This is a genomic window from Bacillus sp. P14.5 (assembly GCF_003316765.1).
Lineage (GTDB): Bacteria > Bacillota > Bacilli > Bacillales > Bacillaceae_B > Rossellomorea.
Genome location: NZ_NIJF01000045.1, coordinates 33,876 through 58,934, shown reverse-complemented (window position 1 = coordinate 58,934; position 25,059 = coordinate 33,876). Strand labels below are relative to the sequence as shown.

Here is a 25,059-nt window from a genome sequence, read left to right as displayed (position 1 = left end):
GCAGCCAGCCCTGAGTGACGGGCTGGCTGCTTGAAAAGTTTTATTCTACATGGTTTCTGAGTGTTTCTTCATAGGCTTCCTGGAATTTTTGGATATCCCCGGCTCCCATGAATATAAGAACACCATTTTCGTGAGCCATCAATGGCTTTGTATTATGTTCGTCGATCATTTTGGCATTATCGATCTTGCCCCTTAGGTCATCGATGGAAAGCTTTCCATGATTCTCGCGGGCGGAACCAAAGATTTCACAGAGATATACCTGGTCGGCTTCCGATAAGCTGTCGGCAAATTCATTCAGGAATGTCTGCGTCCTTGTGAATGTATGAGGCTGGAAGACAGCTATGATCTCTCTGTCAGGATACTTTTGCCTTGCTGCTTCAATTGTCACCTTGATTTCAGTAGGATGATGGGCATAATCATCAATCAGAATCTGCTCGCCGTATTTTCTTCTCGGAGAATCTTCTTTTCACTCCTTGGAATGAAGCCAGTCTTTCCTGCACAATCTCTGTATCAAGGTCCTCATAATGGCAGAGGGCGATGACAGACAGCGCGTTCAGGATGCTGTGGTCTCCATAACCCGGAATTGAAAAGGACGCAAAGAACTCGTTTCTGACAAAGACATCAAAAGTCGTTCCTTCAGGATTCTTGTTGACATTTCTTGCCTGGAAGTCATTTTCTTCCGCAAAGCCATAGAAAAGGACAGGAACCTTTGCTTGGATCTTCTGAAGATGTTCATCGTCACCGCAGGCAATGATCCCTTTCTTGACTTGCATCGCCATCTCCTGGAATGCCTGGAAGACATCATCCACATTCGCAAAGTAATCAGGATGGTCAAAATCGATATTCGTCATTATGGCATAGTCGGGGTGATACGATAAGAAGTGCCTTCTGTACTCACATGCTTCGAAGACGAAGTACTCCGCATCTTTTTCACCTTTGCCCGTTCCATCCCCGATCAGGTAGGAAGTGGGCTTGGCGCCTCTGATGACATGCGCAAGGAGACCGGTAGTCGAGGTCTTGCCATGTGCTCCTGTCACGGCGACAGAAGTGAATTCCTGCATGAAATCGCCCAGGAAGCTGTGGTATCTTGTCACGGGCAGGCCTTGCTCCACTGCCGCTTCAATTTCTTCATGTGTATCAGGAAACGCATTTCCTGCTATAACATTCATATCCTGCCCGATATTTTCCTTTTGAAAAGGCAGGATTTTTATTTGAGAATCTTCAAGAGCTTTCTGTGTAAAAAAATACTTTTCGACATCCGAGCCCTGTACTTCATACTCCATATCGTGAAGCACCTGGGCAAGCGCGCTCATTCCAGATCCCTTAATTCCAACGAAATGGTATATTGTCATATTAGAACCTCCAACAATCATCTATCTGTAAGCAGTATATGACATTAATCCATTTTTGCCAGCAGGCAGATCTTGACCAGCCTGCAAAAATGGGATTGCTTAATGAACAACAACCCGCTTCAGTATCGACCGTATAATAATGAAAAGATTATATCATCTTTTTATGCCAGTGGCTATGAACGACAAGTATGATTTTATAATGACATAGCAATGAACCGGGCTGCATTTTCTTTCATGAAGCTTCTCCAAGCAGTGACCCTGTCCTTGCTGCTGTTTTCATAATGGTCCAATAGGCCTCTGAATATTTCTCCATCCTTTACCCTGAAAGGAGGCCCGAGTAACATCCCTTTTGAAACTAAAGGGATTTTTCTTATAAAAGCCATGTCCCCGGAATTCAGCTGCCCTTCATGAGTAAAAGGGCTCACAACCATTTCTTTGTGCTTATGTAGTATATTCTGTACAAATAATGAATTTTCATCGCAATCAATTTCCAGCACTTCCACCGGTTCCCAAGCTGCTGTCAAAAAAAGAGCGCCCAGCATCCTGTCTGTTTCTGTCATCCCGGGTGCATTCACCTGGAGGAACTGATGAAAAACAGTCTTGTTCGCTGCCGTCTTATAATCAAATAACAGCCATTGTCTGTACAGTGTATCTAAAGCAGAACCCGGTTCCGCACTTTCAAGAGAGAGGGAGAATTTCTTGGAAAACATAAATTTTGCCCTTACCTTTTCCCGGATGTTTGTCTCTCTTTCCAGATACAGCAGGCTTTGATTATACAATTCTTCTGTATGCTCTTCAGCCTGCCGTTGCTTTTTCTCCTTATACGACGCTAAATTAATCAGCGATTCTTTTTCCTTCACATTGAATCACACCTATTGCCATTCGACTTTCTCGAGACGTTCATTCCATCTGAATTTTCTTCCTGCTTTTGCTTGAGGCTTTCCATCAAGAATTACGTTATCACCCGTGAAGCCGATCGTCACTTTCAGAAGGCTTCCTCCGACTCCGTACATATCCACAGGTATATCATTTTCTTCAAAAGCTCGGATGCGGTCTTCTGTAAACCCTCCTGATACCACTATCTTTACATGATTGAATCCTTCCCCATCCAATTCCTCGCGCAAGGCAAGTATCAGTTCTGCATTGACTCCTCTTGGATCAAATGTTCCAAGCAGATGCTGGTTCCGGACGAAGTATTTGTCAATCATTGTTCTTGATGTATCAACGCGGACACCCTTCAGCTCTGAACCAAAGGCTCTCGCCACTTTCAAGGCATCATCGATCACATCATTATTATAATCGACCAGCGCAATCAATTCATCTTCCGGGAAGGTTTCCTTATATGCCTGTGTCGCAGCAACAATGTCACCGTTGAAGAGCTGGATGAGGGCGTGCGGCATGGTGCCCATCCCCTGCTTGCCCCACCATTCATTCATTGCATGTGTGGCTTGAGCGGTAGATCCGCCGATAAAAGCGGCGTAACCGTCTCCAGCCTGCTGGGTATAATGGTCATCCCGGTCTCCCATGAAAATGACTGGCTTTTTCTTTCCTGACAGAGACGCTGCTTTCATCAATTTGTAGACGTTGGTTGCGACCGATGTTCTCCGGCCAAGAATTCCATCAATGATTCCTTCCAGATAACCAAAATCCTGATACCGCCCTGTAATGGTCAGCACTGTTTCGAACGGAGAAATCTTATCTCCATCCTTCAATGAATGGATTTCCAGGTTTTCCGGGTTATCTGCGAAAGTATGCAGAAGAGCAATGACTTCGTCTGTACCGCAGAGAACGGCATGTTCCTTTTGGAAGAACTGCATCGTGATGGTGCTGTCTGATTTATACTTCCTTGCAATTTCTCTTGTTTTTAAAAAATAGACAGCTGAAAACCAGCCTTCCTTGACCCTTTCATCAAACTTGAAAGTGTCATTGGTCAATCTATTCAGTTTACCTTGAAGTTTCAATTGAATTTCCTTCATCCTAAAAGCTCCTTACCATCAACTGTACATGTCTATTTGATTGTCATTGACTGAGTTATAAAGGAACACCAACCACAAAAACCAGTTCCTTAAAAGTTAACGAAACAAAAAAGCGAAGAACGACTGAGTACATCCTTCACTTTTCTGCTATGAGGTTATTGTATTGATTTTATTATAGTTTCATTCTTTTAAGAATACCACTCTTTAGGTCATTGTACTAGTGTCTTGAAGCTCTCCAAGTTCCCTAGAAGAAATTAACACATCTCTCGGTTTGCTTCCTTTTGCTTCTGATACGATTCCATGGCTTTCCATCATGTCCACAAGTCTCGCCGCACGGTTGTAGCCGACACGGAAATGCCTCTGGATGAGAGATGTCGAAGCCCCGCCCTGGTTGACTACAAACTCACAGGCTTCGAGGAACAGTTCATCTTCCTGTTCATCCACCTGAGCTTTTTTCAGTAATTCATCCTGCTGGAACAAGTAATTAGGTTCTCCTTGTTCCCTGACATGGTGGACGATTTCATCAATTTCGTCATCCGACACGAATGTACCCTGAAGTCTTACAGGCTTGGAAGATCCATTTTCAAGGAACAGCATATCGCCTTTTCCAAGCAGCTTCTCGGCTCCGCTTGCATCAATGATGGTTCTGGAATCCACTCCTGAAGAAACGGAGAAAGCGATTCGTGTTGGAACATTCGCCTTGATCAATCCGGTGATGACATCCACTGAGGGACGCTGGGTCGCAATGATCAGGTGAATTCCGCAAGCCCTTGCTTTCTGGGCGATACGGCAGATGGCTTCCTCAACATCTGCAGGAGACATCATCATCAGGTCTGCCAGCTCATCGATAACAATCACTAGATACGGCAGCTTCTGGCTCTTCTCGCCATTTCTCTCTGCTTTTAAATTGTAGCGGGTTATATCCCTGACTCCTGTATGAGCAAACAATTCATACCGTCTTTCCATTTCCTCCACTGCCCATTTAAGAGCGGCAGTCGCAGCTTTAACATCTGTAATGACGGGACTCACCAGATGAGGCATCCGGTTATAGGGAGCCAGTTCAACCATTTTCGGATCAATCAGCAGCAGCTTCAGATCCTGCGGAGATGCTTTATACAAAAGACTGACCAGAATTGAATTGATGCAGACACTTTTTCCTGAGCCCGTCGCACCCGCAATCAAACCGTGGGGCATTTTATTCAAGTCTGTGACAATCGGCTCTCCTGATATATCAAGGCCCAAAGCTGCCGTAAGGGGCGAAGAGCTGTCCTGGAATGGACCGCTTGAAATGATTTCACTCAGGGATACCGGGCGGCTCTGCTGGTTCGGCACTTCTATCCCGATTGTATGCTTGCCGGGAATAGGAGCTTCAATCCTGATATCTCTTGCTGCTAAACTCAATTTGATATCATCGGCAAGATTGGTGATTTTGTTCACTTTCACGCCAGGTTCCGGCTGAACTTCAAATCTCGTTACGGCAGGGCCTTCTGTTACATTGACCACACGAGCTCTGACATTGAAGTTCACCAGCGTATCGTTCAGCAGCTCCCTTTGAGCTTCAAGCCACTCACCGCTCGACTCCTTCACAATCGGCGGAGCAAGGAAATTCAGCTGGGGAAATTCGTAGCCCTCCTCTTCTGAAGGCTGGTCTGCCAATTCTTCATACTTTTTCAAAGAATCATCGTCCTGGCTTTTCTCTTCTGCTGCAGCTGGTTTGACTGCAGCGGCTGGTTCGGCTTTCGGCTGATTGACCATCTTCCTTTTATCCTGCTTCAGCATTAACACATTGAAGGGCAGGTGGGACCGATTGGATGAGCCTTCTGATGGTGCTGGCTGGCTGCTTGTTTCCTCTTCCGAAGGGATTGGGTCATTATGAGTCTCCTCTTCATGTTGAGAAACAACGGGTTGAGGGTCGTTTTCTGGCTGGGCAGGTTCCTCATCATTTGCAGATTCTCCTGCATTTTCTTCTAGAGGTTCCACAACGGCTTGAGCAGCGGGACCCTCATGTATCGGGTTTTCTTGTTGCAAGTGATTCTCTTCGTTATGGGTCTGCAAAGGAGCTTCCTCTATAGCAGCCGCTTCTTCTTTGACTGCCACTTGGACATCTTTGGCCTCATTTACCGGTGCTTCCCTTTTATCCTGCTCTTCAGGCGGTCCTTCATTTCCAGCATCTTTGACTCTCATTGCTTCGAATCGTTTTTTCGATCCATCATCCTTTTATCCTGCTTCAGCATCAATACATTGAAAGGAAGATGTGACCGTCTGGAAGCTGGCTGTGGTGCTTCTTCATGCATTTGCTCATCTTGCTGATCTTCCCCTGATTCTGTCTCGTCCATGAATGGCTCTTCTATGCTCGATTCACCCATTATAGACTCTTCTTGAATAAGACCTTCAACAGGCTCTTCAGACTTTTCTTCAAGCTCCTCATCCTGTTTGGCCGGCAGCGGTTCAAGCTGCGTTTCAATTTCTTCAGGTTCAGGGTTGCTGTTTTCTAAAGCACGAGGCTCTTCTGTTTCGATAACTGGTTCAATCTCGTTATCAACTTCAGCTGCAGGCTCTTCCGGAACATCCGCTGTTACTTCAGTTTCTTCTGCCAGAGCTTCAGGAGAATCTTCCTGTGAAATCTCTGTATGTACTCTCTCTGAATTGGTTTCTTCCTTGAATTTGAGCGGCTCGAACTCTTCCGCTGACACTTTCTCTTCTTCTTCATTCACCTTAAGATTGGTGTTTTCGTTTGGATAAACCTCATGATCTTCTATATTCTCAATCTCATCCACTAGATGCTGATTCTCTGGTCGAGGAGGTTCAACAGCCTTTTCAGACTCTCTCCATAATCTCGGCTCATGGCTTTTCAGCTCGAATTGAATCGGATCCTTTTGTGCCGGTTTACTGAAGCCGTAGATCGGAGAGGGAATTTCCGTAGGGCGGAAAGGACGCTTGAACGCATCTCCCTTTTTATCAGCAGTCTTTTCTTTTTTCGGGCTGCCTTTTTGGATCTTGGCTTCTTTTTCAGTTTGCTTTTCCTTCTCTTTGGAAGGATGGCGCCTTTGCCTTCTCTCTTCTGACCGGTTTTCTCTTTCTTCTCTTCGCGCTCCCCTTTGATCAGGGATGACCGGGAACCTGAATTCTCCTTTAGGATATTGATAGGAGATCCTTGCTTCTATGTCTTTATTTTTATCATTCGGTGCATCTATATTTCGCTCTTCTTTATAAGAGGCTTCATCTGATTGAATAGGTTCATCTTTTAATCTGTTAAAAACTTTTTTAAGCCAACTCAATTGTTATCACTCTCTCTACTGTAATCATCTCTTTATTGTAACAGTTAAAAGAAAAAATTCGAGTAAAATCACCAGAATGGGAGATTTTGTCCATACTTGGTTTCCCCAGCCAGCTTGTTATGTGAGACATGCGGCTCAGGTTGTCCGTACCTCAACACTAAATTTCTCTACAAAAAAATTGACTCTTTCGGAATGAATTCCCTGTGAGTCAATTTTTTAATTACTATGATTGGCTTCTTTTGGATAGGTTATGAATTACTCTTTTCTTATTTACCCTGCTTAAAAGCATCAAGTTTTCAAAAAGAAAATGGCTGTCCAACTTGTGCGTCTTCTTCAAGAACCAGTATGCCTTTTTCTTGAGGAGCATCCGGAAGATCCAGCTCCTTCGCGGAACAGATCATGCCTGACGATGCCACACCTCTTAACTCGGCATCCTTGATGAGCATTCCGCTTGGCATTACAGCTCCAACCTTGGCTACGACCACTTTTTGGCCACTGTCAATATTCGGTGCGCCGCAGACAATCTGCAATGTTTCTTTTCCAACATCTACTGTACAGACGCTCAGCTTGTCTGCATTAGGATGTTTTTCTTTTTCTTGCACATACCCGACCACAAACTTAGGAGAGAAGTCTGCTTCCAGCGTCTCTTCAAAGCCATTTTTTTGAATAGCGTCATTGATTTGATTAAGCTTGTCCTGATTCATTTCCACTTGCCCATTGCTGTCAAGCTTCATATAAAAGGAAGCCTTAAACAAGTTATAACCAATAGTTTCGCCGGAGTTTTCATCATAAATCCTTACTGCGTCACCTTTTTTGTCAAATGACTTTTCGCCTTGAAACCCAGGAACCATTGAAACGATTAAAGTATCTCCAATGCCTTCCAAATTATAAAATACGTTCATGCTTATTTCTCCCTTCCAGATTTACGGTCTTGAGCCAATATAAAGATCGGTTCCAATTCGTTATCTTCATAGAGAAATGATAAGGAAGTGATTGGAACTTTTCCGTTTGTAAAAAAGCTCATAGTCAATTCAGCTAGAATATCATACCCTGTTTCATTTTTGATGTCACCAATAATCAGGACATCCTGATGAGGCACGGAGATGGTCATCTCCCCTTCTGTCTTATCCTTCATTTCATTTAGAAAAGAAGAGTTCAGGATCCTGCTCGCATCATAGCCATCATTCGTGTTCAAGAAATGAAATACATTGCCGGCAAGAGTATCCTGCTTCAATTTCACAGGAAGAGAACGAAGGTTGAAACGGGCAGCTTCCTTCACTTTCCCTGCTGTCCATCCCTCTGCCTGCAGTATTTTCTCATCCATCATGCGATAGGTAGAACCGAGGTCCACCGCATAATAAATTCGTGTTTCCGCTGTATGCTCTTCCGTAATAAAAGGCACATCTTCATGTGTCTTGGTTGGAAAGGATGTTGAGCGGATTACTGGAAAGATCTTCTTCTCTTTATCCGTCAGCGTGTGTTCATACCCCATCACATCCAGGGCCTCTTCCACATAATAGACCACTTCATCGATGGCTTTCTCTTTCGAAACTTCCCATTTTGCGACAATCGGTGCCAGCGTGATGCTGATCCCTTTACCTGTGTTGATGTTCTCTATACGCAAGACTTCTTTTTCCCTGTCAAAAAGAAACTTGCGGTCAGGAGAAGAAAGCCTCTCTTCAAGCATCTTCCTCATTTTCTTTGCATCCATATATTTGTCCTCCTTTTCGCCAGGAGCATACTTTAATCGTTCTTATTGTACAATAAACAGCCTGTTATACAAAATGAAAGGGGTGTTTTGCAAGGCTTCATTGATAGCAGTGTTTTGGGATAGGGTTTTTCATTTAAAACTTAGCCAGGGCTTATACACCTTGATATATTTACGCAATCCCTCTGAAACAGGGAGTTTCCCCCTTAATCACCATGCTTGGATCCTCAACTCCCTTCTGAAGCAGGGTGTTTTCCGCTTAATCACCCTGCTAGATCCTCAAATTCCTCCTGAAGCAGGGTGTTTACTCTTAATCACTTTTTAAAACCCAGAATTTGCACTGTGGAGCGGTGTTTAAGACACTACCGCCAAACGAACATCTTTCTAATCCATCGACAAATTCCGGGGCGTGACTGTCACGTACGCACGCATACTCACATTCATGCACAAAAAAAACAGAGAAACACGGGTGCTCCTCTGTTCAGCAATATTATAGTCCTTGAATGAACTCTTCGATCTGTTCTTTGGTCTTTCTGTCTTTGCTGACGAACCGTCCAAGTTCTTTGCCGCTGTTAAAAGCAAGGAAGCTCGGGATTCCAAAGACTCCCAGGTCGGCACATAGGTCGATGAATTCATCTCTGTCTACATAGACGAATTTGTATTCCGAGTTGTTCTCTTCGATTTCCGGCAGAACCGGGTCGATCACCCGGCAGTCAGGACACCAATCTGCCGAGAACATAAAGATGTGCATTCCTTCGTTTTTCATTGTGTTGAATTCTTCTATGCTGGATAGTTTTTTCATATTATTTCCCTCCTGTACTGATGTACAGCTGGTCTGATTTGATCCAGCCGATTTTTCTCATATATAGAGATATTACCAGCGTAAGCAAGGCTGGTCCAACGATATGCAACACCAGGATCTGTATCCAGACCTGCCCGGAAAAGCCCATCGTTTTCAGCGTCATGATCTGCCCGACAAAACCGCTTGTTCCCATGCCGGCACCCGCTGCATTATTTTCCATCACCCATATCGTCGTGCCTATTGGAGCAAGGATCATCCCTGCTAACGTCGGAGGTATAAGAATCCGGGGGTTTCGGACGATATTCGGCACCTGAAGCATGGACGTCCCGATTCCCTGTGCAAGCAGCCCGCCGAACTTGTTCTCACGATAACTCATGACCGCAAAACCGACCATTTGGGCACTGCATCCTATAGTCGCTGCTCCTGCCGCCACTCCGTTTAAGTCAAGCATCAAGGCAATGGCTGCCGACGAAATCGGGGCGGTCAGGGCTAACCCCATGAGAGCCGCCACCAAAATACCCATGATGATAGGTCTCTGCTCTGTTCCCCATTCAATCCAGCTGCCGAAGAGAACCATGAATTCTCCAATCCAAGGTCCAATCAAAGCTGCTGCTGTGTAACCAGCTGCAATGGTGACAAGAGGGGTAACGATGATGTCCACCTTGGTCGTTTTGCTGACGATCTTTCCAATTTCAGTGGAAAGAACCGCAGCGACATAGGCACCAGCTGGACCTCCAAGCGATGCACCCGCAGCACCAGTCACCACTGCTGCAAAAAGGACGAGCGGAGGTGCGCCAAGTCCGTATGCGATTGCCGCACCTATGGCAGGACCCATCAAGCTGATGGCCAGGTCTCCCATTTCGATAAGGAAATTGAAATTTAACTGTTGTCCAATCGTTTTTATAATAAGTCCTATAATCAATGATGAGAACAAACCGAGTGCCATAAAGGACAACGCATCGATAAAGTAAACCTTTGCTGAAGGCTTGACTCCCTGTTTCTCTAAAAATTCTTTCATGTTGGCCTCCTTTTATCTGATATCTAAAGAATCATTTACTAGTGTAAAGACACATGTCGTAAATGTCCACTATATTTTTCACGATTAACCTCTGTATTCCCTTAATGCATTTTTCCTTCTGATTCATATGGAGAGCATCAAGTGGTTCTTCATTTCTGCTATCCTTGCAGAGAAGGAAAAAAAATAAAATAAATACGCTTGATGGGCTGACCAAGCGCAAAAGGAAAGAAGCTTTATTTATTTTTAACTGAAGACACAACTTCCATCATGAACTCACTGTCTGAGGCCATATCATCTTTAACGGATTGGGTAGTCATTTTGGTCCCGCCGATTCCAGCAGTCAGTTCAAATTGCTCTTCTTCTACTTCCCTAATCAGGAAATAACCGAACCTTTCGTCGTCCCTGAAGGTTTCCTGTTTTAAGAGATCGGTCTCGTCCTGGACTGACAGCTCATATAGCTGCTCACTGTCAGAAGAAACATTTTGATTATAAAATAATATATAAGTGTGGTTTCCATTCTCTATAATAACGTTATTAGCGTTTTTCTCTTTAATGGATGCTCCGGATGGAAGGTGAAAATGAAAATTTTCTGTTTCCTCCGATGCCTCTTCAACAGGACTTTCAAACGTGTCTTTGGCAGCTTCCACGGCCTCTTTCTGACTTTCCTCAAGTGTTGCACTGCTGCACCCAGCGGTCAGTAATAGCATTAGAATGACAGAAAACCTGAATATAATTGATTTTGACACCCGCTTCACTCCTTATCTAGCAATCGTTCTTTTCTATCATACCCCTCAAAAAGGCCTATTGACAACCCTCTTTTTAGTAAGATTCCCCATCTTTCGACAATTTATGAGAGCCTTTCCATTCGTTTACCTTTTTCATTCATGGTAAGATAAAACAAAACAATCTTAAGGAGGTTTTTTATGGAACTGACGGTCTATCTTGCAGGAGAAATCCATAGTGACTGGAGAAGCGAAATAAAAGAGAAAGCTAAAGCGTTACAGCTTCCTCTTACATTTGTGGGGCCAATGGAAAACCATGAACGCTCGGATAATATTGGAGAGGAAATACAGGGAGAACAACCCGGAGCTGTATATAAGGATGACGCAGCTTCAGATCTCAACAATCTTCGTACAGAAATATTAATGTCCAAAGCTGATTTAGTCATCGCCTTATTCGGTGAAAAGTACAAACAATGGAACACCGCCATGGACGCCAGTGCAGCCCTTGCTAAAGGAAAGCCTTTGATCCTCGTCCGACCGCAAGAACTTCATCATCCTCTTAAGGAATTATCCAATAAGGCCAACGTGACAGTGGAAACAGTCAATCAAGCGATTAAAGCTCTTTCTTACATTTTTGAGGCAGAGTAAATAATGCGGATCAATTACTGTTTATTTTAAAAGGGAGCATAGCCTGCTTCCTTTTTGTTTTGGTTTAGACTAAAGAGGGGCAGCCAAAGGGAAAAATCTGATTTTGATGTCCCACGCACGGCTTCCGAAGGACACTAAAACCAAAAATCTCCTGCATACTGTCCCTCGCACGGCTTCCGATGGACACTAAAACCAAAAATCTCCTGCATACTGTCCCTCGTTCGGCTTCCGAAGGACACTAAAACCGAAAATCTCCTGGATACTGTCCCTCGCACGGCTTCCGATGGACACTAAAACCGAAAATCTCCTGCATACTGTCCCTCGCTCGGCTTCCGGGGGGACACTAAAACCAAAAATACTCCTGGATACTGTCTCTCGCACGGCTTCCGAGGGACACTAAAACCGAAAATACTCCTGGATACTGTCTCTCGCTCGGCTTCCGAAGGACACTAAAACCGAAAATCTCCTGGATACTGTCTCTCGTTCGGCTTCCGAAGGACACTAAAACCAAAAATCTCCTGGATACTGTCCCTCGCACGGCTTCCGAGGGACACTAAAACCAAATATCTCCTGCATACTGTCCCTCGCTCGGCTTCAGAGGGACACTAAAACCGAAAATCTCCTGGATACTGTCCCTCGCACGGCTTCCGAAGGACATCAAAACGGAAAAACACCAAGATCATATACCTAGCGACTCTCAGCACCCGCAGCTCATTACCTTACCCGCGCTGAAGACCGGCTCTCCTGAAACTCCATTGCCCAACAAGCAGCTTTACCGTATGCTTGAACATCTCATCTCTGTTCACGGCTCCATTCGTGAAGATGCCCATCGCTCCTTCATGCTGACGTATGCCTTCACTCTGACAGTAATCATCCATCACGGGTCCCAGTTCCTCTCCATTCAGCACTCTATTAGCAATGGTTTCAGGCAAAAGAATCCGGGCTCCGCCTGCTATGATGGGCTTCTTCCCTCGTTCAGCCAGCGCTCCCCAATTGCAAAGAAACAACCCGTAATCTGTTTGAACGACTCCGCCCTCCAATCCGATACCAATACTTCCTTTTGACATTTTCAAAACAGCTTCAGCCCTGTTGACAGCCCCCTGAATGGTTTCTTCATCAGAGAAAGGCTGTTCACTGACACCCGATTCTGTTTTGTAACTTTCAAAATCAATGCCTTCAGTGAGCAGTTCAGAGAAACCTCCCTTGACCGCTTCAACCTTTGCTTTATTTTTCGTACCGATACCTATGATCATCAATGCTTCCTCCCCTATTTTCTCAAGGTTGTTTTCGCATATATATTTCTTTCGGAAAAATTCCAAGACCCGGATTTCCCCCGGATAATCTCTCTAAACGGAGTGAGCAGCTCTTTTCATTCTTGCTTACCAGGATAATTTCGGTGAGCTATTGCATTAGCTAACGAAAATTATATTAAATAGCAGCAATGATTACAAAAAGAAAGAGAGGTTAATAACCCTCTCTCCCTGGATGATGACCTATTAAGAATTTTGGCGAATGCTTTCGATTGTGGAACGGTCGCATTCTTTTACAAGCTTTGTGATCAATTCTTTTGCTGCTGCATAGTCGTCTACGTGAATCATGGAAGCCGCCGTATGGATATAGCGGGAACAGATTCCGATGACCGCACTCGGTACGCCCTCGTTCGACATATGGACGCGTCCAGCATCGGTGCCGCCTTGAGAAACAAAGTATTGATACGGAATATCATTTGATTCGGCCGTGTCGAGGATGAACTCCCTCATGCCTCTGTGAGTGACCATTGAACGGTCAAGGATACGAAGAAGCGCACCTTTCCCAAGATGTCCGAACTCTTTCTTGCTGCCTGACATGTCGTTTGCCGGGCTTGCATCAAGAGCAAAGAATATATCAGGATTGATCATGTTGGCAGCAGTCTGGGCGCCTCGAAGGCCAACTTCTTCCTGGACAGTGGCACCGGAATATAGTGTATTCGGAAGATCGACGCCTTTCAGTTCTTTAAGAAGCTCCACTGAAAGCCCGCAGCCATAGCGGTTATCCCATGCTTTGGCAAGGACTTTTTTCTCGTTTGCCATTGGCGTGAACGGACAAATCGGCACGATCTGCTGACCTGGCTTGATTCCGATTTTTTTGGCATCTTCTTTATCATCTGCTCCGATATCAATCAGCATATTTTTAATGGCCATTGGCTTGCTTCGCTGTGATTCATCCAGCAGGTGAGGAGGAATCGAACCGATAACACCTGTTACAGGGCCGTTGTCGGTAATGACCTGCACACGCTGCGCCAATAGAACCTGGCTCCACCATCCTCCAAGAGTCTGGAACCGGATCATTCCGTTATCCGTAACCGAAGTAACCATGAATCCAACTTCATCCATGTGGCCGGCTACCATTACTTTCGGGCTGTTTTCCTGTCCTTTTCTAACTCCGAATATTCCGCCAAGGCCATCCTGGATGACCTCATCCGAATATTTAGTAAGCTCTTCTCTCATAAATTTACGTACAGCATGCTCATTGCCAGGCGCACCTGGCAGTTCAGTCAGTGTACGGAATAATTCCAATGTCTCTTGATTCATATGGCTTTAACCCCTTTATGTATGTAATGATTATCTCCATTTTCTATTTTACAGAACTTTCAAGCGACTTTCCACAATTCTTGCTCAAAAGTGATCCTCCCTTTAAGATGTACCTTCCTGGAAAGTTTAGTATAATGGAATCAGAAATATTCGTGCTAGGAGGAAAAGTAATGAATTGGAAATCGTTTTTACTCGGTGCAGGAGTGGGAATTGCCGGAGGATACTTACTGAAAGAAACGCTTGATACACAAACATTGCATTCTCCTGAAAAAGTTCTGCAAACTGTCAAAACAGCATTCAAAAAAGAGGGACCGATCGATGGTTCGTGGATAGGCATGGTGCCGGAAAGCTATGAAGTGTATCCAATTAAAACCAAGGTCTATCGCGGCGGTATCTCCCGTCATAAAGATGGTGCCCTTCAGCAATATGAATTTGTTGCCGACTCTAAAAATGGAACAGTTCTGCATATCCAGCAGCTGTCCTGAAGCAAAAAAACTGAAAGGCCCCGGGCCTTTCAGTTTTTTATTTTTGCCTATCAACAGACTGTTCGATTTCACCCTGGGGATTCCATTTCAATGCACGATGGACGGCGTCATGGTAGAACAAGAACCAATATCCTTCATCGATGGCTTTTTGGATCCACTTCTCTTTTGCAGAAATGGATGTCATCGGATAATCATCATATGCCAAGACCCATAATGGATTTTTGTGCGCATGTGTCGGCATCAAATCCGCCATATGAATGAGTTTATCCTCTCCTCTTTCAATAAGGATAATCGAGTGCCCATCACTATGTCCTCCAGTGTGAATCATCCTCACACCGTCCAACACTTCGACTTCATCCTTGAAAGCCTTCACCTGATGGGCAATGCATTCCCAATTTTCTTTCCAATATGTATTTTTGGAACGGATATTCGGATTCCTCATTTCATCCCATTCCGTTTGAGATGTGTAAATATCCGCGTTTGGAAATACAGACACAAGTTTATCACCTTCATATTTGGTCAAACCGCATGCATGATCAAAATGCATATGTGTCATTAAAATAATGTCGATGTCCTCAGGCGCCAGCTGCAGTGCTTTCAGTGAATCCTCTATAGAGGATTCTTCTGTCACTCCATAATTCCGCTTTTGTTTATCCGTAAGTTTTCCCTTTCCGATTCCAGATTCAATCAGTATATTCTTACCATCCAGCTGAAAAAAGATTGGATCCGTTCTTAACTCAATCTGGTTCAGGTCATTAACATCGTACTTTCTGGACCATAGCGGCTTTGGCACAACACCGAACATAGCACCGCCGTCCATCCTGGTCACCCCGCCGTCCAGCCATCTGAAACTTAAATTATGCAGTTCCAAAGATTCCATATTCCATCTCCCCTTTCACTCTTCATATTATCAGAAAATTTCTCCGGATTAAAACTTCCAGCCCCTCCCGCTTTAATACTCTAAAGCACTAGGAGGGACTGTCCCTTTTCACAAGGTATCGCGGTGATGTAGGACAATCCATGCCCCAAAAAATCAGCACTGTCTCAACAAAAAAACAGCCCACCTAGTGAGCTGCCCTGTACTTAAGACTATTTTTTGGGATACTTTACTTCACAACGGTAGATCCTCTGACCGCGGGAAGAGAATTTCTCTTCGTACTCAGTCATTATGTTTCCTTCAAAATCACTGTTATGAAGATCCAGGCTGAGAAAGTTCAACAGAAGTCCATAATGAGAAAAGCTCTTGAGTGAATACTCAAACAGCCCTTGGTTATCTGTTTTAAAATGAATTTCACCTTCATCCACAAGGATATCTTCATATAATTTTAAAAAGCTTTCAAATGTCAGGCGTCTCTTTTCATGGCGGTTTTTTGGCCATGGATCTGAGAAGTTGAGATACACCCTGTCCACATCATTTTTCTCAAAGTATTCTTTAAGGTTTTTGGCATCGACATTCAATAGTTTGACGTTCGGTATGTCCGCCTCGATAATTCTATCCAGGGCCGAGACAATGACACTCTCGTACAATTCAATTCCAATATAGTTAACGTCAGGGTTGGCTTTAGCCATCTCCGTCACAAATTGTCCTTTGCCGGTTCCCACTTCAATATGAAGAGGGTTATCATTTTTGAATTCCTCATGCCACTTACCCTTTTTATCTTCAGGCTGGGCAACAACATATTGAGGATACTCATTAAGCTTTTCGCTTGCCCATGGTTTATTTCTTAAACGCATATAGACACCTCTTTTTTTCTTGAGCTCTTTTTAAAATGCATGCTCTTTTCTCAAAGATTCTGGTTGTTGAAAAGTAGTGGATTTCCGCTTCAGTCGCACGACTCCGCTAGGTGCTGGCCGCTGGAGCTGGATTCGCCTGCGGGGTCTAACCTGTCCCGCTAGTCCCGCAGGAGGTCGTACGCCTTCCGCTCCAATCCCTGCGTAAAAGGGGGAAAGAAGGTAAAATAGCGACCAAAAACATTAATCTATCTTTAAGAATAGAGCCTTATGAAAAAGTATAGTTCATAAACAAGACTTTTAAAAAGAGTAAAAATATAATTTCTCATCGTCAAAACAATACCATGACATCCCTTTCTCTGCAAGTAATGTCGGAATTCATCAGTATTTGAGAGCACTTTTTATATTCTGGAGCATCCTTGAGGATATACCTGTATACATACAAACAAGGTCTCTGTATCCGATTACATCAGTCGTCATCCTTGATAGAGATGTTTTAATAACCCTTACCGCAATTTGGATAAAGCTTATGTTCTGTTAAGGTTAAGAATGTAGATTATTTGCACGGGTTTAGAAAATACAGAAAAGGGGATGAGTATAGATGAGTAAATTAGTAAATATCGCTGCAGAGGTTTCTGTTTTGGCCGGGATGGCTGTTATGTTCGTGGGTTACAGCCTGGCTGTGTATCCTGTAGAGAAACTGACTCAGCGTTCGTTTTCAATATAAGTAAAACAAAGAAAGCCGCCACAAAAAATTAGTGGCGGCTTTCTTTGTTCTGATTATCGCCGGCCTTTTGAATCCTTTTGATTCTGCCCTGGTACCATGCCCCATCCAAATTCATGCATAAACAAAAAAGAATCCACAAACTAATTGTGAATTCTTTTCTATAATTCCAACCGGAAAGGGTGTTATTATGCCACTCGGACACCATGATCAAATGAACTTGTTGAAGGATATATTAATGAATCACTCTGATGATTGCTGCGGATCGGTTGCAGAGTGTGAACAGCTGGAACGCCTGGTGAAGTCCCTGATGGTCAATACCAACATCGGTGAAGGAATCAAGCCGATTCTTCAGGAAGTTTATAACTACAGTCAAAACGGTATCAATTCATCAGACCTCGATTTCCATATCACTTCCCAGAAACAGAACCTCTCCCAGTGGGTTCATGACATGGATACTTTGTCTTAAGGCTCAGACGATGGTGTGAAGGTATTCAATCCAGTGGTTCATTTCGTGAAATCTTGCCTTTCCTTTATGCCATTGGATGGACAAAAGGGTTTGGGATATCACATACCATTTCATTCTAAGCTTAAGGTTGTCCGTCAATGGTACACCGTATTGCGAAAGCCATGTGTCCCAGTTCTCCTCAGGGATATACCAATACAGGAGAAGCCCGATATCAATTGCCGGGTCGGCAATCATAGCTCCGTCCCAGTCAATCAGATACAGCTGGTTGTTATCCGATAGCAGCCAGTTGTTGTGATTGACATCTCCATGGCAGACAACATATTCGTCATGAGAGATTTTGGGAAGATCCGTTTGGAGAAAGTGCAGGGCTTCTCTAACCTTGGGATGTGAAAGCAACTCAAAATCGAGCCCGGTCTCCAGTTCCGTCAACATGTGTTCAGGCTGAAAACGCTCTTTTCCCAGTCTTTCCAGCATCGTTAACAACGGCCTGGAAGAGTGGATTTTTTTCAAGAGCTTCGCTGCCCTTTCCTCTTGCATTTCTTCAGGATCCAGTTCTCTCCCGTTCAGCCAATGCTGCGCTGTGATGACATCGCCATTCTCTATTCTTTTAGTCCAGACAAGTTTTGGGACGATCCCTTCAGCTGATAGAACCGCCAAAAAAGGAGAAGAGTTCCTTTTCAGAAAAAGCTTTTGCTCCTGATAACGGGCAAAAAATGCTTCTCCTGTTGCTCCTCCCGCCGGTAGGATTTCCCAATCTTGATCAAATAAGTGTTCCAATAATATTCACCTTCTATTGGTTCGCTTCATTTATATTGAAATAATATCTTTTTAATTCGCATTTTGAGTTCTTTAGTTAAAATTTCGGCCGTTTAAAAGAACGGATTTCCGGTCCATTTCTTTTAAATCACCCTGAAAATAAAAAGACAGCTATTGGGCAAAAAGTGCAATAGCCATCTTTATCAATAGTATCGTCTCTTGCCCCATTCCGTCAAGTCCTATCAAAAGCGCGCGGGTTGGAGGGCATGGCCTTTATTGAATATCCGTACATTTGTTCATCGTTTGAAGCTTTTAGTATTCGATTCTGTTTAAGGTCATTTCTTACTACATCATTTTTAGTTTTTAGAGATTTAATGCTGTTAAAAGCCACTTTTTACTGCATCATTTTCTAATTTTAATAATTTGATGCTGTTAAAAGCCACTCTATACTGCATCAAGTTCCGATTTCCGAGATTTGATGCTGTTCAAATCCATTTTGAGCTGCACCATTTTTCGTTTTTGATAGTTTGGTGCTGTTAAAGGTCATTTAATACTGCACCATTTCCCGTTTTTCTGAGTTTGATCCTATTCAAAGCGGCTTCATACCTCATCATTTCCCACTATCCAACATTCCGTGCTATATAAAAACCCATCGCCCTATACAGCACTTGTATCCACACTATATAAACTAAAGGCCTACCGGCAGCAAACATAACAGCTGACAGGATCTGCCTTCAGCATGCCGCCATCCAGTACATCCAGCGCCTGCAGTCCTGCACTCTCTCCATCAGATATGAGTTTCCATGGTGTTTCACCTAAAGGAAGAGAAACAGACAATTGTGACTCACCTGCATGGAAGAGAATAAAGATTTCATTCCAAGGGCCATAAGCTTTAATATTGTTAAGATGTAATTTAACCACTCCAGGAGAACTGTAATCCGCCTGTATGTGCTTCCGGATCAATTCTGGCTGGCTGAAACGGAAAGCTCCATGTGCTTTCCGTATGGCAATCAGTCCTTTTATATACTCAACCTTATTCTGATATATCGTTCTCCTGTGCCAATCAAGCTGATTGATTTCATCCGGAGATTTGTAGCTGTTTTCGACACCTTCCTTGGTCCGCAGAAATTCCTGGCCTGCGTGGAGGAAGGCGATTCCTTGGGAAAGAAGAACCATGGAGGTGGCAAGCATATGCCTCTTTTCCCTCTCAGCTTCATCCGGACAGCAAGCGGAAATCTTATCCCATAAGGTATGATTGTCATGTGATTCAACATAGTTAACCGTTTGGGCAGGATGTAAAAACAGGCCGGATTCTCCCGTTAACCCAATGCTTCCTGTGAGTACTTCAGCCGCTCTTTTTTCAAGGCCGCTGTGGCCCAGTGCAAAGCCCCTGTCATACAAGTTAAAGGTACTCCCTTTGATGCCGTCGCGAAACGAATCATTAAACTGGCTGATTCCTTGCATTCTCCCAGCATTGCGAATGTTAGCCTTCATGCTTTGTGGAAGCGGGGTATTCAAGTTCCATCCCTCTCCGATGATCAAGGCGTTAGGCAGGATTTTCTCGGCTTCTTCATGAACAAGATTCATGGTCTCCACATCGAGAATCCCCATCAAATCAAAGCGGAGGCCATCCACTTTGAATTCCTTCAGCCAGTAACGTACAGAGTCCATAATGAATTTGCGTACCATTTTTCTTTCCGAAGCCATGTCATTTCCTACTCCGGTGCCATTGGAAGGCATGCCATTTTCATCATAGCGGAAATAGTAGCCGGGAACTATTTTTTCAAAGGAAGACTCCTCTTTTATATAAACATGGTTGTACACTACATCCAAGATGACCCTGATGCCTCTGCTGTGAAGGGAGTGAATCACCTCTTTCAGCTCATTGATCCTGGAATATGGATCCTGCGGCCTGCTGGAATAGCTTCCTTCCGGGGCATTAAAGTTCAGCGGATTGTAGCCCCAGTTATATCTTCCATCGTCCCTGAGATCCGACACACCTTCAAAATCATTTACAGGCAGAAGTTCCACATGGGTGATACCTAGCTCATCCAAATAATCCACCCCGGTTGTAAGACCGTTTGACGTTCTGGTCCCGGTCTCTGTAAAAGCCAGGTATGCCCCTTTATGCTTCATCCCGCTTTCCTCATGCACCGAAAAATCTCTGATATGAAGTTCATAGATAATACTGTCTGTTTTGGATTCCAAGGCCGGAAGAGAGTCAATGGCCTGAACGGTTTTCCCCATATCGACGACGGCGCCCCACTCACTGTTAAGCGAAACAGATTTTGCATAAGGATCCACCGCTTCCTGCCAATGCAAATTAATGCAAGTAAGATAGGTATAAAAACAACCGTCGGCATCTCCCTCCAGAGAAAAGGCCCAAACTCCTTTTTCTCCTCTGGTCATATCATGTTGCTGGGACGAGTTCATATCGGAACCGGTAAGCTTCAACATAACCTTCGTTGCAGTGGGTGCCCAAACTTTAAAGATAGTTCTCCCGCCATCCAAAGTCACCCCTAAATCATTGCCTTCATAGAAATACTTTTCATCGAATTCGTGTGTCCTGATAACCGCCCCAACCTGGAGATCCGTTTCATTTCCATGCTCATCTTCAATATAATAAGTCCTGTCCAGCTGAGGTTCAAAATCAATGGAACATATATATTTATTCTGCTCTGGAAGAGAATGTCTTTCTCTAATCACCAGAGGTACTTTTTCCTTATTCTCCTCTTTCATATAAAAGGCAGAAGAGTGTCCCTCAAAGTAAGAGTGGGGAAGCAGGACTGTTACTGTTTTCATTTCATCTAAATAGGCATAAAAATCCCTTTGAATAATAAGCAAAAATAAACACCTCCCCTTATGTACTCAGCTTTTCATATCGGCTGTCTTCCAATTACGATGCTGTACTTCGATAGGGCCATCTCCCACAATAAATTATAATCAATCTGCATCATCTTCGCGCAATGGATGCTGGTGATCTGATTGCCATCCCGTCCTCTTAAAGGATGTGCTTTGACAGAAATCCAGAAGTCCTTTTGCGAGTTTCAACTGAACATTTTTAATGGGCGAATGTGCCGCCCTCATTTTCTCAAACCACTCTTCATGCGCCCTCTTATCAATAAGGTGCAGGTTGTGCGGCGCCATCCCATAATCTATATATCCATTTCGGCTGATGATGCCCTTTTTAATGGGAAGATCCACTTCCAGGTGTTTCATCAGGGTCGAAATGACAGATTCCATCCTATTAAGAGAAATCAATGGGTTAAGTACCTTGAAATCCCTATCTCCAGACTTCTTTATCCAGAAGCGTTCCTGGGATCCTATATAAGCCGCTTCATTTTCTTCCTCCATAAAGGTCAAGCACCAGATGTCTGTGGGGGTCAGCAGAAGAATATCCATTTCCATCGGAGCATTTTTAAATTTGAAGACCGGGTAATACATCAGAAAAATATTATCCGGGAACCTTTTCAAGAAGTACTTAAGCTTCTCATCAGAAACATAACTCTGATCCACATAGGATTTCTCCATAATGGTCGAGCTCGCCCACCTTAACTGAAAATGAAACAGCTGGTCGAGGAACAAATGCTTCAGTTCCTCTTCAGTTGAAGGAAGCTCGGTGATTCTCAGATTCATTTCCGAATCTTCTTCTACAAGAGGTGTCTGCATTTCAAGCTTCTGCGATTCTTCCTCTTTCTCCCGCTTTTTGAACATGCCTCCAAACCTTGAAATCAAGCTTGGTTTCTCCAAGAGTTCCTCCACATCTTCAGGTTCTTCCTGAAAAAGCAATTCTCCCTGATCCCAGCTTTCCTTCCACTTTGCCCATTGCTGTTTTTTTAACCGGACAAATTGGGAAGGATAACGATAAGTATCCAGTTCATACCTTGAGATATAGTCTTGCAGTTTAATTAGTTGCGCCATAAGTTTCCCCTCTTGCATTATATGTTTGTATTTTTCGTTTCTTACGAATAAGTTTTAATCATTAAATCAATGTGAATTTCTCTACTGTTTCATATTTAGGTGTGCGATCGAGATGCGTCCGGTAGAGCACAAATTCCTCTACTTTGAATTCCAGGGGCTCTTCAAGAGATAAAGAGGCAAGCTTGCTGCCTGGGAACTCCTCATCGCCAGCCCACTTCCTTGCTATTGTAATGTGCGGATTAAAAGGCCTTTGATCAAGTTCATATCCTTCTTGCAGACAGGCAGAGTACACAGCATCCCTTAATGAAGACAAGGAAGAAGAAGGACTCACATCGCTCCAGAGAATACGGGGAGATGATGGTTTGCCGAATGTTCCAAGTTGTTGGACAGCTAGTGAAAAAATATGGAATTCACCTTTTAAAGCATGAACTCTTTCGATGGTTTTCCTTAAGCGCTCTTCTTCGGTCCCGCCCAAAAAAGCCAACGTGATATGGTAATCCTGAGGATGCACCCAGCGTTGAAAGGGCAAAGCCCCCTTCACCTTCCCCGACCATTCCTCCATTGTCTCTTTGGTTTCCTGCGGTATCGGAACAGCGAAAAAATAGTGGTGTTGTTTCATCATACACACCTTCCCGGATTTTCATTAATTTTATTTTATCAGACTAAGCATGCAACAGATATCTAAATCAGCAACGCATGCTTGATTCCATCACAATTATTGCCATCTTTAATAGCCTTTACGCCTGCTGATTAAACATTCCAGTGAAGAGATCGGTGAGAATGACATCTTTTGCACTGTCCTTATCAGAATGAGTCAGGCTGTTTAGAAGTATGGATTTCCGCTTCAGCCGCACGACTTCAATTGCGGTGAACTGAAAAGGAGAAGGAACCGTTCAGCGAAAGCAAAATTGAAAGCCCTGTCCTTGATTGATTAACTAGCGGTAATAAATAAGAGAATTTTTTTCCCTTATTTTTAGATTTAGCTCATTTGGTTGGTGAATAGGGGAAGTTTTTTCCCTTATATAAAGCAAAAACACTTATTTTCTATTTTTAGGAGCAAATAAGGGAAGTTTTTTCCTCTATTAAAGAAATTTTCATCGTTATTTAGTCAATAAGGGAACTTTCTTCCTCTATTTATAGATCAAATCTATTTACCTTTCCTGACCCCCTAATCGATAAAAGTGACTTTTAACTTTTCCGGCTGCGGGAATCAGCATCTTTTCTCGCCTTCCAGTCCCGACAGGCAAATGTTTGAGAGAAAAAGCGGAACAGGAAGTATTAATCTGCGAAGCAGCTCATGTTAGTCAGAGGAGGATAAAGAATTACCCAATGGCAACTATCTTTTACAAAGGCTCTTTTCTAGAAGGCCGAAGGATTGGAGCGGAAGGCACGCGACCTCCTGCGGGAGTAGCGGGACAGGTGAGACCCCGCAGGCGAATCCAGCTCCAGCGGCCAGCAACTAGCGGATTTCGGTCTCCTTCCTTGCGATAAGTCATCATCAACTCACGTTGTTCGTTGTGATTCCTTTATCTCATGCAGGAGCCCTACAATCCGTACGGTGCTGAACGGCCGCTTCCGCTTTATATGAAGCCGAGGAGGCTAAACGCCCGCCCCGCGGAGTCGCGCGCCTGGAGCGGAAATCCGTTCCTATTAAACAGCCACAATCTTTACGAAAGCAGTGTTAGGATAGAGCAAATTCAATAAGAAAGAGGCACTCTAGGTGAAACCTTCTACTATAAGCAATATGTAAATCTAATCATTAAATCTTATATATTTGATATGATTTGTTAGAATTAGTAACATAATAATATAACTACTCAACTTTTAAAGGAAACGAATAATGACTTCAATCACCTTATTGACTTAAAATGAAAGGACGTAATAATATGAAAGTCGTTCAAAATATAGCGGATTTAATCGGAGATACACCCCTGGTCAAATTGAATCGTCTGAAACCAGAAGGCGGAGCAGAGATTTATGTAAAGCTGGAATTCTACAATCCAAGCAAAAGTGTAAAAGACCGGGCTGCGTTTCAAATGATTGTGGAGGCTGAGAATGCAGGGCTTTTAAAGCCAGGCTCCACAATCATAGAACCGACAAGCGGTAACACGGGAATCGGGCTTGCGATGAATGCAGCAGCAAGAGGATATAGAGCAATCCTTGTTATGCCTGATACCATGACACAGGAAAGAATTAATCTGCTCAAAGCCTATGGAGCCGAAGTGGTCCTTACTCCAGGAGATGAAAAAATGCCTGGAGCGATTCAAAAGGCAAAAGATCTTACTAAGGAAATCGAGAACAGCTTCATGCCGATGCAGTTTGAAAATGAATCCAACCCTAATGCGCACCGTAAAACAACCGCAGTGGAGATCATCGAGGCAATGGATGAGCTGGGCAAACCTCTATCAGCATTTGTTGCGACAGCGGGCACAGGCGGAACGATCACAGGCACCGGGGAAGTATTGAGGGAACACTACAAAGACCTTGAAGTTCATGTAGTCGAGCCAGCAGGTTCACCTGTCCTTTCAGGCGGACAGCCCGGAAAACATAAATTGGTCGGTACAAGCCCTGGATTCATCCCTGAAATCCTGAATCAGGATGTATATGATGAAATCCATAAAATCGAGGATGAAGATGCGTATGATATCACAAGGCGCATGGCAAGCGAAGAAGGAATTCTGGTCGGCCCATCTTCAGGTGCAGCCTGCTATGCCGCAATCCAGGTGGCGAAAAAGCTTTCACCTGATGATATTGTGGTATGCATCGCTTGTGATACAGGAGAAAGATACCTGTCCAGTGACTTGTTCCGATTCTAGATAGGAAACTAACAAGGCGTGAGGTCTTCTTAAAGAAAACCTCACGCCTTTGGTTTGTACATGAAAAAAGAGGGGCGGCCTGC

21 protein-coding genes and 2 pseudogenes are annotated in these 25,059 nt (G+C 43.9%); 5 read left to right on the top strand and 18 right to left on the bottom strand.

Features of this window, described 5'->3' with window-relative positions; translation table 11 throughout:
- Positions 1 to 40: 40 nt before the first annotated feature.
- The 10 genes and pseudogenes from murC to B9Z54_RS06250 all read right to left on the bottom strand — a co-directional run bounded on the left by murC (position 41) and on the right by B9Z54_RS06250 (position 10,880).
- Positions 41 to 1,352: pseudogene (gene murC, locus B9Z54_RS06295) on the bottom strand (UDP-N-acetylmuramate--L-alanine ligase).
- A 194-nt stretch (positions 1,353 to 1,546) separates the two neighbouring features.
- A complete protein-coding gene (locus B9Z54_RS06290; RefSeq protein ID WP_113927623.1) occupies positions 1,547 to 2,212 on the bottom strand; it encodes a hypothetical protein in 666 nt (221 codons plus the stop codon).
- 12 nt (positions 2,213 to 2,224) lie between these two features.
- Positions 2,225 to 3,328 (bottom strand): nicotinate phosphoribosyltransferase, encoded by a 1,104-nt coding sequence (locus B9Z54_RS06285; protein ID WP_113927622.1) that lies wholly within the window; start codon positions 3,326 to 3,328, stop codon positions 2,225 to 2,227.
- Positions 3,329 to 3,532: 204 nt separating this feature from the next.
- Positions 3,533 to 5,347 (bottom strand): annotated as a pseudogene (locus B9Z54_RS06280) (DNA translocase FtsK); the annotation flags it as partial.
- Between the two features lie 161 nt (positions 5,348 to 5,508).
- Positions 5,509 to 6,606 carry a hypothetical protein gene (locus tag B9Z54_RS06275; protein ID WP_113927620.1) on the bottom strand — a complete coding sequence of 366 codons (1,098 nt, stop codon included), beginning with the start codon at positions 6,604 to 6,606 and terminating at the stop codon, positions 5,509 to 5,511.
- 296 nt (positions 6,607 to 6,902) lie between these two features.
- Complete coding sequence (gene ytpR / locus B9Z54_RS06270) at positions 6,903 to 7,508, bottom strand: YtpR family tRNA-binding protein (protein WP_113927619.1); 606 nt, start codon at positions 7,506 to 7,508, stop codon at positions 6,903 to 6,905.
- A 2-nt stretch (positions 7,509 to 7,510) separates the two neighbouring features.
- A complete protein-coding gene (locus B9Z54_RS06265; RefSeq protein WP_113927618.1) occupies positions 7,511 to 8,317 on the bottom strand; it encodes a DUF1444 domain-containing protein in 807 nt (268 codons plus the stop codon).
- A 487-nt stretch (positions 8,318 to 8,804) separates the two neighbouring features.
- The gene (locus tag B9Z54_RS06260; RefSeq protein ID WP_113927617.1) at positions 8,805 to 9,116 is read right to left on the bottom strand and encodes a thioredoxin family protein; all 312 of its coding nucleotides are present in this window, start codon (positions 9,114 to 9,116) and stop codon (positions 8,805 to 8,807) included.
- A 1-nt stretch (position 9,117) separates the two neighbouring features.
- Positions 9,118 to 10,134 (bottom strand): PTS sugar transporter subunit IIC, encoded by a 1,017-nt coding sequence (locus B9Z54_RS06255; protein ID WP_113927616.1) that lies wholly within the window; start codon positions 10,132 to 10,134, stop codon positions 9,118 to 9,120.
- Positions 10,135 to 10,367: 233 nt separating this feature from the next.
- Positions 10,368 to 10,880: a hypothetical protein gene (locus tag B9Z54_RS06250; RefSeq protein WP_113927615.1), complete on the bottom strand. Its 513-nt coding sequence runs from the start codon at positions 10,878 to 10,880 to the stop codon at positions 10,368 to 10,370.
- 177 nt (positions 10,881 to 11,057) lie between these two features.
- Here B9Z54_RS06250 and B9Z54_RS06245 point away from each other — a divergent pair, with 177 nt between their 5' ends.
- A complete protein-coding gene (locus B9Z54_RS06245; RefSeq protein ID WP_113927614.1) occupies positions 11,058 to 11,504 on the top strand; it encodes a YtoQ family protein in 447 nt (148 codons plus the stop codon).
- A gap of 719 nt (positions 11,505 to 12,223) precedes the next feature.
- Here B9Z54_RS06245 and B9Z54_RS06240 read toward each other — a convergent pair.
- Both B9Z54_RS06240 and B9Z54_RS06235 read right to left on the bottom strand, forming a co-directional pair.
- Positions 12,224 to 12,757: a DUF84 family protein gene (locus B9Z54_RS06240; protein WP_113927640.1), complete on the bottom strand. Its 534-nt coding sequence runs from the start codon at positions 12,755 to 12,757 to the stop codon at positions 12,224 to 12,226.
- Positions 12,758 to 13,000: 243 nt separating this feature from the next.
- Positions 13,001 to 14,074 (bottom strand): M42 family metallopeptidase, encoded by a 1,074-nt coding sequence (locus B9Z54_RS06235; protein ID WP_113927613.1) that lies wholly within the window; start codon positions 14,072 to 14,074, stop codon positions 13,001 to 13,003.
- Between the two features lie 170 nt (positions 14,075 to 14,244).
- On the opposite strand from B9Z54_RS06235, the gene B9Z54_RS06230 reads away from it, so the two are divergent.
- Positions 14,245 to 14,559, top strand: a complete 315-nt coding sequence (locus B9Z54_RS06230; protein WP_113927612.1) for a hypothetical protein — start codon at positions 14,245 to 14,247, stop codon at positions 14,557 to 14,559.
- Positions 14,560 to 14,596: 37 nt separating this feature from the next.
- Here B9Z54_RS06230 and B9Z54_RS06225 read toward each other — a convergent pair whose 3' ends face one another.
- Positions 14,597 to 15,439 carry a YtnP family quorum-quenching lactonase gene (locus tag B9Z54_RS06225; protein WP_113927611.1) on the bottom strand — a complete coding sequence of 281 codons (843 nt, stop codon included), beginning with the start codon at positions 15,437 to 15,439 and terminating at the stop codon, positions 14,597 to 14,599.
- A 209-nt stretch (positions 15,440 to 15,648) separates the two neighbouring features.
- Entirely contained in the window at positions 15,649 to 16,293 is a 645-nt protein-coding gene (trmB, locus tag B9Z54_RS06220; protein ID WP_113927610.1) for a tRNA (guanosine(46)-N7)-methyltransferase TrmB, read from the bottom strand.
- A 598-nt stretch (positions 16,294 to 16,891) separates the two neighbouring features.
- On the opposite strand from trmB, the gene B9Z54_RS26125 reads away from it, so the two are divergent.
- Both B9Z54_RS26125 and B9Z54_RS06215 read left to right on the top strand, forming a co-directional pair.
- Positions 16,892 to 17,017: a hypothetical protein gene (locus tag B9Z54_RS26125; protein WP_262371021.1), complete on the top strand. Its 126-nt coding sequence runs from the start codon at positions 16,892 to 16,894 to the stop codon at positions 17,015 to 17,017.
- A 187-nt stretch (positions 17,018 to 17,204) separates the two neighbouring features.
- A complete protein-coding gene (locus B9Z54_RS06215) occupies positions 17,205 to 17,483 on the top strand; it encodes a YtzH-like family protein (RefSeq protein ID WP_113927609.1) in 279 nt (92 codons plus the stop codon).
- 3 nt (positions 17,484 to 17,486) lie between these two features.
- Here B9Z54_RS06215 and B9Z54_RS06210 read toward each other — a convergent pair whose 3' ends face one another.
- The 4 genes from B9Z54_RS06210 to thpR form a co-directional block, all read right to left on the bottom strand.
- Positions 17,487 to 18,260 (bottom strand): phosphotransferase family protein, encoded by a 774-nt coding sequence (locus B9Z54_RS06210; protein WP_113927608.1) that lies wholly within the window; start codon positions 18,258 to 18,260, stop codon positions 17,487 to 17,489.
- Between the two features lie 675 nt (positions 18,261 to 18,935).
- Positions 18,936 to 21,083 carry a type I pullulanase gene (gene pulA, locus B9Z54_RS06205; protein WP_113927607.1) on the bottom strand — a complete coding sequence of 716 codons (2,148 nt, stop codon included), beginning with the start codon at positions 21,081 to 21,083 and terminating at the stop codon, positions 18,936 to 18,938.
- A 99-nt stretch (positions 21,084 to 21,182) separates the two neighbouring features.
- A complete protein-coding gene (locus B9Z54_RS06200) occupies positions 21,183 to 22,160 on the bottom strand; it encodes an NERD domain-containing protein (RefSeq protein ID WP_113927606.1) in 978 nt (325 codons plus the stop codon).
- A 61-nt stretch (positions 22,161 to 22,221) separates the two neighbouring features.
- Positions 22,222 to 22,782, bottom strand: coding sequence for an RNA 2',3'-cyclic phosphodiesterase (gene thpR, locus B9Z54_RS06195; RefSeq protein ID WP_113927605.1), 561 nt, complete (start codon positions 22,780 to 22,782; stop codon positions 22,222 to 22,224).
- 1,264 nt (positions 22,783 to 24,046) lie between these two features.
- On the opposite strand from thpR, the gene cysK reads away from it, so the two are divergent.
- Positions 24,047 to 24,976 carry a cysteine synthase A gene (gene cysK, locus B9Z54_RS06190; RefSeq protein ID WP_113927604.1) on the top strand — a complete coding sequence of 310 codons (930 nt, stop codon included), beginning with the start codon at positions 24,047 to 24,049 and terminating at the stop codon, positions 24,974 to 24,976.
- The last annotated feature ends 83 nt before the right edge of the window (positions 24,977 to 25,059 follow it).

Bases quoted from the DNA above. Each gene is read 5' to 3' on its own strand.
- B9Z54_RS06285 (WP_113927622.1), bottom strand. From the start codon at position 3,328: ATGAAGGAAATTCAATTGAAACTTCAAGGTAAACTGAATAGATTGACC.
- ytpR (WP_113927619.1), bottom strand. From the start codon at position 7,508: ATGAACGTATTTTATAATTTGGAAGGCATTGGAGATACTTTAATCGTT.
- B9Z54_RS06265 (WP_113927618.1), bottom strand. From the start codon at position 8,317: ATGGATGCAAAGAAAATGAGGAAGATGCTTGAAGAGAGGCTTTCTTCT.
- B9Z54_RS06260 (WP_113927617.1), bottom strand. From the start codon at position 9,116: ATGAAAAAACTATCCAGCATAGAAGAATTCAACACAATGAAAAACGAA.
- B9Z54_RS06255 (WP_113927616.1), bottom strand. From the start codon at position 10,134: ATGAAAGAATTTTTAGAGAAACAGGGAGTCAAGCCTTCAGCAAAGGTT.
- B9Z54_RS06245 (WP_113927614.1), top strand. From the start codon at position 11,058: ATGGAACTGACGGTCTATCTTGCAGGAGAAATCCATAGTGACTGGAGA.
- B9Z54_RS06240 (WP_113927640.1), bottom strand. From the start codon at position 12,757: ATGATCATAGGTATCGGTACGAAAAATAAAGCAAAGGTTGAAGCGGTC.
- B9Z54_RS06235 (WP_113927613.1), bottom strand. From the start codon at position 14,074: ATGAATCAAGAGACATTGGAATTATTCCGTACACTGACTGAACTGCCA.
- B9Z54_RS06230 (WP_113927612.1), top strand. From the start codon at position 14,245: ATGAATTGGAAATCGTTTTTACTCGGTGCAGGAGTGGGAATTGCCGGA.
- B9Z54_RS06225 (WP_113927611.1), bottom strand. From the start codon at position 15,439: ATGGAATCTTTGGAACTGCATAATTTAAGTTTCAGATGGCTGGACGGC.
- trmB (WP_113927610.1), bottom strand. From the start codon at position 16,293: ATGCGTTTAAGAAATAAACCATGGGCAAGCGAAAAGCTTAATGAGTAT.
- B9Z54_RS26125 (WP_262371021.1), top strand. From the start codon at position 16,892: ATGAGTAAATTAGTAAATATCGCTGCAGAGGTTTCTGTTTTGGCCGGG.
- B9Z54_RS06215 (WP_113927609.1), top strand. From the start codon at position 17,205: ATGCCACTCGGACACCATGATCAAATGAACTTGTTGAAGGATATATTA.
- B9Z54_RS06200 (WP_113927606.1), bottom strand. From the start codon at position 22,160: ATGGCGCAACTAATTAAACTGCAAGACTATATCTCAAGGTATGAACTG.
- thpR (WP_113927605.1), bottom strand. From the start codon at position 22,782: ATGATGAAACAACACCACTATTTTTTCGCTGTTCCGATACCGCAGGAA.
- cysK (WP_113927604.1), top strand. From the start codon at position 24,047: ATGAAAGTCGTTCAAAATATAGCGGATTTAATCGGAGATACACCCCTG.